Source organism: Micromonospora sp. NPDC003776 (genome assembly GCF_053605645.1).
Genome location: NZ_JBSGJR010000170.1, coordinates 1 through 11,587 on the forward strand (window position 1 = coordinate 1; position 11,587 = coordinate 11,587).

An 11,587-nucleotide genomic window follows, 5' to 3' on the forward strand; every position below is an offset into this window, starting at 1 on the left:
TCTCGATGATCTACGCGAAGGACTTCGGCCTGGTCAACTGGGTGCTCGACACCATCGGGGTGGACCCGATCGACTGGCGGGCCAACCGGTTCGCCAGGGCAGCGAGCGGGCGAGCCGGTCGCGGGCCGCGTCGGCCTGGAGTTCGGAGGCGTGGCTGCGGTGGATGGTGAGCATCAGGTCTGCGTCGTTGCCGAACATCTCGGTCTCCCCGGTCGGATCTCGTTTCGCTGTCGACACTGACTTTCCGCGCGAAGGTGCCCCCGGGGCATGGGTCCGCCGCCTGATCTTCGGCCGCTCCCCCTCCTTACCGGGGGGCCTCAGCGGCCCGGCGGCGCCGTAAGGTACTCAGCCGCCGCGGAGTGGCAGCCACGGATCAACGGTTCGCGGGGCGCCCACTAGACTCTGCGGCATGGCAAAGCCCCAGGAGAAGGTCTCGTTCGGCCAGCGGCTGAAGCAGATCGGGATGGTGTTCCAGTTCACCGCCAAGCAGGACCGGTGGTTCGCGCCGCTGACCGCGGCGGCGGTGCTGATCCCGCTCGCGCTCACCGTGGTCGCGGTGCTGTTCTGGGGTTGGATCTGGCTGCCGATCGGCATCCTGTTCGCCCTGCTCGCGGTGCTGATCGTGCTCAACCTGCGGTCCAACAAGGCGATGATGAACGCCGCCGAGGGGCAGCCGGGCGCGGCCGCGCAGATCATGGAGAGCATGCGCGGCGACTGGCGGGTCACCCCGGCGGTGAGTTCCACCACGCAGATGGACATGGTGCACCTGGTGCTTGGCCGTCCGGGCGTGATCCTGCTGGCCGAGGGCAACCCGCAGCGGGTCCGGGGCCTGCTCGGCCAGGAGAAGCGCCGGCTGGCCAAGGTGATCGGCAACGCCCCGCTGCACGACTTCATGATCGGCCAGGGCGAGGGTGAGCTGCCGATCCGCAAGCTGCGGATGACCCTGATGCGGCTGCCCCGCACCCTCACCCCGAAGGACGTCAACGCGCTCGACAAGCGGCTCAAGGCGCTCACCGCCCGCCCGCAGATGCCCAAGGGCGCGATCCCCAAGAACATGCGGCCGCCGCGCGGCGCCTTCCGCCAGACCCGGGGTCGCTGACCCCCGCCGTACACGAAAGGAGCCGGACCCGCACGGGCCCGGCTCCTTTCTCGTTGGCCCTTCCCGAGCCGCGCCGCAAGATCCGCCCTCGTGCACGGAAAGAGTGGCCTCCGGCCGCCGGATGACCACTCTTTCCCGGGAGCAGCGCCTAGCGACGCGGGGTGGGGCGGGCGGCGTCGGCGATGACCGAGCCGGCAAGGCGGTCGTGCCAGCCGCGGCGGTGCCCGTCCATGATCAGGGCGGGGACGACCAGGGCGAGCAGGAGGCCACGCAGCAGCGCCCGGGCCAGCCCGATCCGGCCCCCGTCGGCCCAGGACAGGCAGCGGATCCGGGTGACGTACATGCCGGGGGTCTGGGCGAGCAGGCCGAGGAAGAAGCCGTACTCGAGGATCAGCACCAGCACCGGGGCCCAGCCGTCCCGGGCCGGGTCGGCGAAGATCCTGGAGATCAGCAGGCAGAGCACCCAGTCGATGACCAGCGCGCCGAAGCGGCGGCCGAGGCTCGGGGGCGTGAAGGTTGGGTCCGCGGCGGGCGGCACCGGCACGGCGGCGGTATCGGTCACAGCGGTCAAGGGTAGTCAGGGCAGATCCGGGGCCGGGGAGGCCGGGCTGGGCAGGGGTGTCGCTCACGGCCGGTTCGACGCAGGGTGAAGAATCGGACCAAAGGCATCAATTAGCGCCACATCCGTGCGGCGGGTATCGTCCGAATGGAGACCCGATGGCGACTGAGCGGCCCAGATGACGCTCCGCGAGGGACGTAACACGGCGGAAACAGAGGAGACACGGCCGGGCAACCCCGCCGCCATACCGTCGCCAGGAGCCAGCCACCGGAGTGGACCTGCCAGGAGGACGTGTGTTCGCCAATCCCGAGGAACTCCTGCGATACCTCAAGAACGAGGACGTGAAGTTCGTCGACGTACGTTTCTGTGACCTGCCCGGCGTGATGCAGCACTTCAACCTGCCGGTCGAGTCCTTCGACGACAGCGTCTTCACCGACGGCCTCGCGTTCGACGGTTCGTCGATCCGCGGCTTCCAGGCGATTCACGAGTCGGACATGCTCCTGCTCCCCGACGTCGCGAGCGCCTTCATCGACCCGTTCCGCGCGCAGAAGACCCTCGCGCTGAACTTCTTCATCCACGACCCGTTCACCCGCGAGGCCTACTCGCGTGACCCGCGGAACGTGGCGAAGAAGGCCGAGGCGTTCCTGGCGTCGAGCGGCATCGCCGACACCGCCTACTTCGGCGCCGAGGCCGAGTTCTACATCTTCGACTCGATCCGGCACGAGACCTCCGCGCACCGGTCGTTCTACTACATCGACTCGATCGAGGGCGCGTGGAACACCGGCCGCGAGGAGGAGGGCGGCAACCGCGGCTACAAGACCGCGTACAAGGGCGGCTACTTCCCGGTGCCGCCGGTCGACCACTACGCCGACCTGCGCGACAGCATGGTCCGCCGCCTGGTGGACGCCGGCTTCACCGTGGAGCGCTCGCACCACGAGGTGGGCACCGCCGGCCAGTCGGAGATCAACTACAAGTTCTCCACCCTGCTGCACGCCGGCGACCAGCTCCAGCTCTTCAAGTACCTGATAAAGAACGAGGCATGGGCGAACGGCAAGACCGCCACCTTCATGCCCAAGCCGCTCTTCGGCGACAACGGCTCCGGCATGCACACCCACCAGAGCCTGTGGCTGAACGGCGAGCCGCTGTTCTACGACGAGACCGGCTACGCCGGCCTCTCCGACACCGCCCGCTGGTACATCGGCGGCCTGCTGCACCACGCGCCGTCGCTGCTGGCCTTCACCAACCCGACGGTCAACTCGTACCGCCGCCTGGTGCCGGGCTTCGAGGCGCCGGTCAACCTGGTCTACTCGCAGCGCAACCGCTCCGCGTGCACCCGGATCCCGGTGACCGGCAGCAACCCGAAGGCCAAGCGGGTCGAGTTCCGGGTGCCGGACCCGTCCAGCAACCCGTACCTCGCCTTCTCGGCCATGCTGATGGCCGGCCTGGACGGCATCAAGAACAAGATCGAGCCGCCGGCGCCGATCGACAAGGACCTGTACGACCTGCCGCCGGAGGAGTGGGGCGACGTCAAGCAGGTGCCGGGCTCGCTGCCGGAGGTGCTCGACGCGCTCGAGGCCGACCACGACTACCTGCTCGACGGCGGCGTCTTCACGCCGGACCTGATCTCCACCTGGGTGGACTGGAAGCGGACCAACGAGGTCGACCCGGTGCGTCTGCGCCCGACCCCGCACGAGTTCGCGATGTACTTCGACTGCTGAGTTAGCAGCCCTCTGACCAGGGATTACGCCCCCAGCACACTCCCTCGGTACAGATTGGGTACATCCGCCGGGCCATCGGTCGCCGCCCCGTACGCGCGATCGATGGCCCGGCGCGCTCGGTCCGCCGCCGACGGCATCAGGTGTGTGTACGTCCGGAGGGTGAATCCGGGATCCTCGTGACCGAGATACTCAGCAAGCGAACGGATGTCGACGCCATCGGCCAGCATCACGCTGGCGTACCGGTGCCGCAGCGCGTGGAACCCGTGCTCTCGCGACTCGACGTGCCGCTCTCCCGGCTCCGGCTTGGGATCACACCGGCCGAGACGAGCGCCGGTTTCCATAGATGGGCGTTGTAGTAGTTGCGGTTGACCGCCTTGCTCTCCCGGCTGGTGAAGATCAAGGTTGCGGCGACCGGCTTGCCGTCCCGCACCAGCCACGGCAACGTGACCGATCGGGCGGGCCAGGCTTTCAGGTGCGCGGCCAGCCGTAGCGCCACCGCCTCGGACAGCGGCACGTCGCGCTCCTTCCCTCGCTTGGGTGGCGCGAATACCAGCCGCCCATGAATCTGCTTCACCTGTCGGCGTACGTGGACCCACGCGTCGCGGCCACGCAGCCACTCAACGTCGTCCACCGCCAGGCCCGAGCACCTCACTCTGACGGAGGCCGAGACCAGCACCGCAGTCGATAGTTGCGGCGTACCTGTCGGGTAGACCCGACTGGACTTCCGCGACGCGTTCGGCCGACCACGGACGTACCTTCCGCCGCTTCAGTTTTGGCGCTTTCACAGAGTCGACCCGGCACGGGTTCCGCGAGATCAACCCGTCGTCGACGGCTGCCGTGAAGACTGCGGACAGGTTCGCGAACACGGTTCGCGCCGTGCTGGTCGCCAAACGCCCCTCCAGCCCGCGAACCCAAGCCTGGATTTGCGACGGACGCTCCGCGAGGTCGCGCAGTTCCCGGTGCGAACTCGGCGCAGGGTGGGCTGCTCACGGCCCGCCCCGTTTCATCGCCTCGGCCAGGAATGCGGCCGCGACCGGAAGAAGGAGCCCACCGAAAATGCAGAACCCGGCCCGCAGCCCGGTCTGCCCCTGCAGCCCGATCACGATGAGAGCGATGGCCAGCGCGGCGGCGACCACACCACACACGATGAGCGCCCGGACGTTGTTCATCGGTCCGCCCCAACCGGAACACCCGCTGCAAGCCGGGCTGCGTAGTCGCGACTCACGGTGCGATGGTACGCAGACACGATCCGCCAACGTGAAGATCACCCCGGCATCGCCCGATCGTAGACGATGATCACTCCCTCCCAAGGATCATGCGGCACCAAATCGGGTACACATCGGGTATCGATGGGGATGTGAGCAAGCGCGAAACGATGCGAATCGATAAGCCGTGTTTTCGCAAGTCATGCGGCATGTGACCGTAGTTGCTGCAGGCCACGCCGCCCCGGTAATCAGTTCTTCGACTGCTGATCAGCTCCACGCACCGACCCGGCCTCATTGTATCGCCCCCCGTTATACCTTCGCATCCGTTATATTGAGCCGGTGGACACACCGCTCCGAGAACCCACCTTCCTGATCCTGACCGCGCTCGCCGGTGAGCCGATGCACGGCTACCGCGTCATCGGCGAGGTCGCCACCCTGTCCGAGGGACGCGTGTCGCTGCGCCCCGGCACCCTCTACGGCGCACTGGACCGACTGGTGGACGCCGGCCTGGTCGAGGTCGACAGGGAGGAGGTCGTGGACGGGCGGCTGCGCCGCTACTACCGCCTCTCCGGTGCCGGCGACGCCACCCTTACGGCCGAGACAGAGCGGCTGCGCCGCAACGTGGAGGCGGCCACCGCCCGGCTACGGGCCCGCGGGAGCAGCACGCGATCGATCCCACGTATCGCGGGAGGGCTGGCATGAACGAACTCGAACGCCGCTACCACCGACTGCTGAGGGCGTACCCCTCGGAGTACCGGCGGGCGCGCGGTGCGGAAATCGTTGGCACGTACCTCGACCTGGCCCGACCGGGCCAGCGCCGACCGTCGCTTGCGGACACCGCCGACCTCGTGCTCGGTGGCCTACGCCAGCGGCTGCGAGCCGCTGGCGCGTCCGACTTGGCCCCCGGCGTACGCCTCGCCGCCGTCCTCGCATTCATCACCGCAAGCGCCCTCGCCGCCGGCTGGTCGGTCGCGGAGACCCATCACCTCTCGGCAGACCTGGGTTTCCGGAGCCTCGGCCCGGTCAACAGCGCCGGGGCGGTCGCCTGGGGAGCATGGCTGGTGGCTGCCGTCATGGCCCTAGTTGCCCCGGGCCGGGTGGCCCGGACCGCCGTGGTGGTCGCCCTGGTCCTGACCGTCGCGGTCATTCCGGTCCGCGCGCTGGTGGGCCTGCCCCGGCCGCCGCTGCTGGTGCTGGTTCCGCAGATCGCGCTGGGGCTGGTGGCCCTGGCCCTGCCCGACCGACTTGGCCGGTCGAGCCGGATCGCCCTGCCTGCGGCGATGGGGACGGCGGCTCTGCTCGCAGTTGGCCGGCTCAAGGATCCCGGCTGGTGGGCGTACCACGGGCCAATCACAGAACTCCGGCCGGTGGCGGGCGCCGCCCTGCTCGCGGCCGCCGTACTGATTGCAGCCGGGCTGGCCGCACGACGGGACATGCGCGGCGTCTGGGCGATCCTGGTCTTGCTCACCCCGGTCGGCCTACTCTGCGTCGGCGAGTTGGCGGCCGGCATGCACCTCTACACCTACTCCTCACTCATCGGCGTCGCGCTGGCCGTGACCATGCTCGGGCCGGCCACCCTCGCGGTGGCGATGGCGACCCGGCGGTGGGCGGGATGGCAAGCCAACCAGGCCCTCCATCGCTCGCGCCGGTAGCGCACCGCGTCGCCCTGCCCCGACAACGGGGCGGGGCGACCGGGCGGGTTCAGCCGGCCTGCCGGTAATGGGTGAACCACTTACGGAAATCAGCGGGCGCGACGGGCCACGCTGGCCCGTGCCGCCCGGACTGCGACCAGCAGGACCAGCCCTGTCATCAGGATCGCCCCGGGCGCCTTGGTGAACCGGGCCAGATTGGTGCCGTCCGGCAGGACCAGCACCGACGCCACCGCGCAGGGCACCACGAACCACACCGCCCGGGCCGGCGACCGGGTCGCCACCGCGAGCAGGGCCAGGGGCCAGACCGCGTACCACGGGTGCAGGACCGGGGCGAGCAGCACGGTGGCGGCCAGCGCGAGGCCCGCGCCGATCAGGGCCACCCGGGGCCGGGCGGCGCCCAGCCGGTGCAGCGCCGTCCAGGACCGCCACCAGAGCGTCACCAGCAGCACCGCGAGCAGCGCCAGCGCGACCACCCGGACCACCGGCACGGCGTGCGGCTCCCGGCCCAGCAGGGCGCCCGCGTAGTCGACCACGAAACCCACCGCCGTGGGTGGCGAGGTCCACTGCTCCGAGTCACCGCTGCGCGCCAGCCCGCCCACCCAGCCCAGCCCCAGCCCGGTGACCAGGGAGCAGGCCAGCACCGCGGCCAGCACTCCCCCGGCCAGCCAGCCGGCGTCGCGCAGCAGCGCCCGCCAGGTGTGGCGGCCCGGCGTCGCGGCGAGCGCGGCGAACGGCAGCACCACCACGGCGACCGCCTTCACCGCGACCGCCAGGCCGAGCAGCACCCCGGCCAGCAGCAGCGCCCGCGGCCGGCCCGGCCCGCGGACCAGCACCAGCAGCCCGAACAGCACCAGGCCCAGGCCGAGCGCGTCGTTGTGCGCGCCGGCGACCAGGTGCACCCCGACCAGCGGGCAGGCCAGCGCCAGCCAGGCCGCCCGCCGGGTCGGCACCCCCGCGGCCCGGGCCAGCCCGGGCAGGCAGAGCGCGGCCAGCAGCAGCCCGGCCACCGCGACCACCCGCAGCAGCACGAGCGCCCCGACCAGGCCGCCGCCGGCGAGCACCGCCAGGCCGGCCAGCAGGACGAAGAACGGCCCGTACGGGGCCGGGGTGTCCCGCCAGATCGGTGACACCGCGTCCGTCCACGGGCAGCCGGCCGCCGCCACCCCGCGCCGGTAGGGGTCGGTGCCGTGCGCCCAGGACCAGCCCTGGCAGGCGTACGAGTAGACGTCCCGGCTGCCCAGCGGGGGCGCGCCCAGCAGCGGCAGCAGCCACAGCCCGGCGGTCAGGTACGCCCACCGGGTCGACGGGGCGCCCCAGCGCAGCGACCACCACGCCCCGACCAGCAGCAGCGTGCCGGCCAGCCAGCAGCCGACGACCGCGGGGCCGTGCCGGGCGTGCCACACGTCGGCGAGGCGGTCGACGGGCGGGGCGTCGGGCAGCGCGCCGCCCAGCCAGCCGGCGACGGTCAGCAGCACGGCGCCGAGGAGCCCGGCGTACCGGGCGTACGCGGCCCCGACCGGCCGGACCGGGCCGTCGGGCACCGCGTCCGGCTCGCGCACCGGCACCTCTCCTCAGTCGGCTGCCGCGTCGGCGGCGACGGGCTTCCGGGCCGCCCGAGCCGACCGTACCAAGCGGATCGTGACCACGATCACCAACAGCGTCATCAGGGGCGCGCCGGGCATCTTGGTCCACCGGGGCAGGCCGGTGCCGTCCGGCAGGATCAGGAACGACCCGACGGCGGCGACCACCAGGTACCACTTCTCCCGCGCGGCGGCGGTCGCGGCGAGGACGGTCAGCGGCCAGATCCAGTACCAGGGGTGCACCACCGGGGACAGGGCGACGGTCAGCGCAAGGGCCAGCCCGGCGTAATAGAACGGGTCCCGGTGCCGGGCCCGGAACCAGAGCCAGATCAGCAGCACGGCGAGCAGGACCACGGCGATCCCCCGGGTCACCGGGAGGGCGTCGATGTGCGCGCCGAACAGCACCGCGAGGTAGCCGACGGTCTGGCCGACCGCGGTCGGCGGCGAGGTCCAGGCGACCGCCACCCCGCCCTGCGACAGCCCGCCGACCCAGCCGAAGTCCAGCCCGCCACCGAAGGTGACCCCGACCACGACCGCGACCGCGCCGGCCACCACCCACCCGCCGTCGCGCACCAGCGTCCGGATCCGGTACGGCCCGACCATCGCGGCCAGCGCCGCGAACGGCACCACGACCAGGGCGGTCACCTTGATCGCCACCGCCACGCCGAGCAGCGCCCCGGCGGCCAGCAGCGGACCCGGCCGGCCCGGGCGGGAGGCGACCAGGGCCAGCCCGGCGACGAGCGCGCCGACCATCAGGGCGTCGTTGTGCGGGCCGCCGATCAGGTGCATCGCCACCAGCGGGCAGGCCAGCGCCAGCCACACCGCCCGCTCGGCCGGCACGCCACGGCGCCGGGCCAGCACCGGCACGGCGTACGCGGTGAGCGCCACGCCGGCCAGGCTGAGCAGGCGGAACAGCACGATGCTGGCGGTCAGCGAACCGGTCGCCTTGACCACCGCGCCGGCGATCACCACGAAGAGCGGCCCGTACGGGGCCGGGGTGTCCCGCCAGATGAAGGAGACGGTGTCCAACCACGGGCAGGGCAGCGCGGAGACGCCCTGCTCGTAGGGGCTGATCCCGCCCGCGAAGCTCGCGCCCTGGCAGGCGTACGCGTAGACGTCCCGGCTGCCGAACGGCGGCGCGATCAGCATCGGCAGCAGCCAGAGCGCGGCGGTGACCAGCGCCCAGCGCACCGACGGCACCCGGTCGCGCAGCGACCACCAGGCCCAGACCAGCAGCGCGGTGCCCACCAGCCAGGCGCCGAGGATCAGCGGCCCGTGCGGGCCCTGCCAGATGTTGACCGGGGTGGGGTGCAGGTTCGCGTGCGGGTAGGCGCCACCGAGGAAGGCGGACAGGGCGAGCAGCAGCGAGCCCGCCAGGCCGGTCCAGCGCGAGAGGTGGTGAGACACCCCGCCATGCTGCCAGCCCGGCCGGCCGGGGCCGACGGTGGGCACCGGACCGGGCCGGGTGCTCAGCAGTGGTTCGCCGGCGTCAGCCGGCTGGAGACGGTGAATTCACCGGGGGTACGCACCCGTACCTCGGTCCAGCCGTCCGGTCCCGCCCGCAGGCAGCCGTCCGCCCCGGCCAGGGAGAGGAAGGGGGACCACCGGACCCGCACCGGCACGTCGCCCGCCCGGTCCGCGGCGAACCGCACCCGGGCCTGATCGGCGGCGACCAGCCGGCCCGGCGCGCCGACCAGCGGCGTCGGGTCGACCACCGCGTACAGCCGCCAGTCCGCGTTGCGCCAGACCTCGCGCAGGTACGGCTGGCCGGCCTCGATCAGGTCGGCCTCGGCGCGTCCCCACCGGTCCGGCGGCGCGTCGGGCGCGACCGCGACGTACTGCACCGCCTCCCGGCGCAGCCAGCCGGCGTACCCGTCGGCGGTCAGCCCGTCGGCGTAGAAGAGGCCGTTGCGGTCGGTGTCCACCTGCCGTTCCCAGCCGCGCGCCAGCGGCACCGTCGGCGGCAGGTACGCCGACTCCCAGTGGTCGCGCAGCGGCACCACCTCGACCCGGCCGACGGGTTGCCGCCGGGCCAGCTCGTCGGCGAGCGGACGGTGGAACGACGCGGCGCTCTCCGCCGCGCCGGCCCGGGTCACGTCGCTGACCATCACCGGGTTCTGCCACCAGACGGTGGCGGCGAGCAGGCCGGCCAGCCACGGGCCGGGCAGCGGCGCGTACCCGGCGAGCACCGGCAGCGCGAAGAGCATGGGCAGCCGCAGCGCGTTGGAGCCGATCGGGCTGGGCAGGTAGAACGCGGCGACCAGCAGCAGCACGGTGAGCACGGCGCCGATCCGCAGCACGCGGCGACGCCGGGGCACGACCGCGAACACCAGCACGGACAGCGCCACGTTGATCCGCATCGACTCGGCCGAGTACGGCTGGGTGCCGCCGTTGCCGAACAGCACGGCCATCGGGACCAGCGCCAGCGCCGGCGCGAGGCAGAGGACGAGGCTCTCCGCCAGCGGCCGGTCCGCCCGCCAGCCGCCCGGCAGCGGGCGCCCCGGCCCGTCGCCCCGGCGCAGCCCGGCCAGCAGCAGCGCCGCGCCGGCCAGACCGGTGAAGAGCCCGGCGACCGGGCTGGCCCAGGTGGCCGCCGCGGCGAGCAGGGCGGCCAGGATCAGCCGGGCCGGTCGGCCCGGCCACCCGGCGCCCGCCGCGCCGAGCGCGAGCAGCCCGAACGCCAGGCCGACGGCGAAGGTGATCCGGCCGCTGGCCAGGTTGCCGACCAGCACCACCGCGCCGAGCACCCCGGCCAGCACCGGCCGGCGGGCCCGGTGCCGGACGAAGAGGTGCCCCAGCGCCGCGGCGCCCACCACGGCGGCGAGGACGCCCAGCGGCCGTACCCCGAGCCAGGCGCCCAGCCGGGCGGTGAAGAGGCTGTAGCCGTACTGGTTCACCCCGCCGTACCAGCCCAGGTCGATCGGGGCGCCGCCGTGACGGGCGACGAAGCCGGCCCGGGCGACCTGGGCGGCCAGGTCGGTGCCCATCGGCGGGGCGAGCAGGAAGGCCACGCCGAGCAGCAGCGCGACGCCGGCCGCCAGCACGCCCGCCCGCCCGGCCGACAAGGGCCCCCTGCCGTGCGCCTCAGGCACTGAAGATCCGCTCCATCGCGGCGCGGGAGCGGCGGCCGATGCGCAGGTATTCGTCGAGGAACTCGCCGGGGTCGTCCCGGCCGAGCAGGCGGACCACCCCGGCCAGCTCCACCCCGTGCCGGGGCAGCTGGTCCCCGGCCCGGCCGCGGACCAGCATCAGCGCGTTGCGGACCTGCGCGGCGAGGGTCCAGCCGGCGGCCATCTCCGCGGCGTCCTCGGGGTCGACCAGGCCGGCGTCCCGGGCCGCCGCGAGGGCGTCGAGGGTACGCGTGCCGCGCAGCTCGGGCCGCCGGCCGGCGTGCCGGAGCTGGAGCAGCTGCACCGCCCACTCGACGTCGGCGAGGCCGCCCCGGCCCAGCTTGGTGTGGGTGGCCGGGTCGGCGCCGCGCGGCAGCCGCTCCGTCTCCACCCGGGCCTTGATCCGGCGGATCTCCACCACCTGTTCGCGGGTCAGCCCGTCGGCCGGGTAGCGGACCGGGTCGGCCACCGCCTCGAACGCGGCGCCCAGGTCGGCGTCGCCGCAGACGAACCGGGCCCGCAGCAGCGCCTGCGCCTCCCACACCTTCGACCAGCGGGCGTAGTACTGCGCGTACGCGGCGAGGCTGCGTACCAGCGGGCCCTGCCGGCCCTCCGGGCGCAGGTCGGCGTCCACCCCGAGCGGCGGGTCGGGGGCCGGCGCGGC

Annotated in this window: 12 protein-coding genes; 4 read left to right on the forward strand and 8 right to left on the reverse strand. The window is 73.1% G+C overall.

Translation table 11 applies throughout. The features are described from left to right. Positions 1–409 precede the first annotated feature (409 nt). Entirely contained in the window at positions 410–1,099 is a 690-nt protein-coding gene (locus ACWEVO_RS16145; RefSeq protein ID WP_452308316.1) for a DUF4191 domain-containing protein, read from the forward strand. Between the two features lie 148 nt (positions 1,100–1,247). Here ACWEVO_RS16145 and ACWEVO_RS16150 read toward each other — a convergent pair whose 3' ends face one another. Beyond that, a complete protein-coding gene (locus ACWEVO_RS16150) occupies positions 1,248–1,661 on the reverse strand; it encodes an RDD family protein (protein WP_452308317.1) in 414 nt (137 codons plus the stop codon). 290 nt (positions 1,662–1,951) lie between these two features. Between ACWEVO_RS16150 and glnA the strand changes: the two genes are divergently transcribed. After that, the gene (gene glnA, locus ACWEVO_RS16155; protein WP_452308318.1) at positions 1,952–3,376 is read left to right on the forward strand and encodes a type I glutamate--ammonia ligase; all 1,425 of its coding nucleotides are present in this window, start codon (positions 1,952–1,954) and stop codon (positions 3,374–3,376) included. Positions 3,377–3,399: 23 nt separating this feature from the next. On the opposite strand, the gene ACWEVO_RS16160 is transcribed toward glnA, so the two are convergent. From ACWEVO_RS16160 to ACWEVO_RS16170, 3 genes are all read right to left on the reverse strand, one after another. Next, positions 3,400–3,717, reverse strand: a complete 318-nt coding sequence (locus tag ACWEVO_RS16160) for a tyrosine-type recombinase/integrase (RefSeq protein ID WP_452308319.1) — start codon at positions 3,715–3,717, stop codon at positions 3,400–3,402. Continuing rightward, positions 3,603–4,007 (reverse strand): hypothetical protein, encoded by a 405-nt coding sequence (locus tag ACWEVO_RS16165; RefSeq protein ID WP_452308327.1) that lies wholly within the window; start codon positions 4,005–4,007, stop codon positions 3,603–3,605. Before ACWEVO_RS16165 ends, ACWEVO_RS16160 begins: the two co-directional genes overlap by 115 nt. Positions 4,008–4,362: 355 nt before the next feature. After that, entirely contained in the window at positions 4,363–4,545 is a 183-nt protein-coding gene (locus tag ACWEVO_RS16170; protein WP_452308320.1) for a hypothetical protein, read from the reverse strand. 375 nt (positions 4,546–4,920) lie between these two features. On the opposite strand from ACWEVO_RS16170, the gene ACWEVO_RS16175 reads away from it, so the two are divergent. Together ACWEVO_RS16175 and ACWEVO_RS16180 are read left to right on the forward strand one after the other, a co-directional pair. Then, positions 4,921–5,283, forward strand: a complete 363-nt coding sequence (locus ACWEVO_RS16175) for a PadR family transcriptional regulator (protein WP_452308321.1) — start codon at positions 4,921–4,923, stop codon at positions 5,281–5,283. Beyond that, positions 5,280–6,233 carry a hypothetical protein gene (locus tag ACWEVO_RS16180; RefSeq protein WP_452308322.1) on the forward strand — a complete coding sequence of 318 codons (954 nt, stop codon included), beginning with the start codon at positions 5,280–5,282 and terminating at the stop codon, positions 6,231–6,233. The genes ACWEVO_RS16175 and ACWEVO_RS16180 overlap by 4 nt, the downstream gene beginning before the upstream one ends. Before the next feature lie 89 nt (positions 6,234–6,322). Here ACWEVO_RS16180 and mptB (ACWEVO_RS16185) read toward each other — a convergent pair whose 3' ends face one another. The 4 genes from mptB (ACWEVO_RS16185) to ACWEVO_RS16200 form a co-directional block, all read right to left on the reverse strand. Continuing rightward, the gene (mptB, locus tag ACWEVO_RS16185; RefSeq protein ID WP_452308323.1) at positions 6,323–7,792 is read right to left on the reverse strand and encodes a polyprenol phosphomannose-dependent alpha 1,6 mannosyltransferase MptB; all 1,470 of its coding nucleotides are present in this window, start codon (positions 7,790–7,792) and stop codon (positions 6,323–6,325) included. Positions 7,793–7,804: 12 nt separating this feature from the next. Then, positions 7,805–9,220, reverse strand: coding sequence for a polyprenol phosphomannose-dependent alpha 1,6 mannosyltransferase MptB (gene mptB / locus ACWEVO_RS16190; protein ID WP_452308324.1), 1,416 nt, complete (start codon positions 9,218–9,220; stop codon positions 7,805–7,807). A gap of 62 nt (positions 9,221–9,282) precedes the next feature. Beyond that, complete coding sequence (locus tag ACWEVO_RS16195; protein WP_452308325.1) at positions 9,283–10,905, reverse strand: hypothetical protein; 1,623 nt, start codon at positions 10,903–10,905, stop codon at positions 9,283–9,285. Next, the coding region (locus ACWEVO_RS16200) for a [protein-PII] uridylyltransferase family protein (protein WP_452308326.1) at positions 10,898–11,587 on the reverse strand (690 nt) is incomplete at its 5' end. The genes ACWEVO_RS16195 and ACWEVO_RS16200, both read right to left, overlap by 8 nt.

Excerpts from the sequence above, each read along its gene's own strand:
- ACWEVO_RS16170 (WP_452308320.1), bottom strand. The coding sequence starts at position 4,545 with ATGAACAACGTCCGGGCGCTCATCGTGTGTGGTGTGGTCGCCGCCGCG.
- ACWEVO_RS16160 (WP_452308319.1), bottom strand. The coding sequence starts at position 3,717 with ATGGAAACCGGCGCTCGTCTCGGCCGGTGTGATCCCAAGCCGGAGCCG.
- ACWEVO_RS16145 (WP_452308316.1), top strand. The coding sequence starts at position 410 with ATGGCAAAGCCCCAGGAGAAGGTCTCGTTCGGCCAGCGGCTGAAGCAG.
- ACWEVO_RS16180 (WP_452308322.1), top strand. The coding sequence starts at position 5,280 with ATGAACGAACTCGAACGCCGCTACCACCGACTGCTGAGGGCGTACCCC.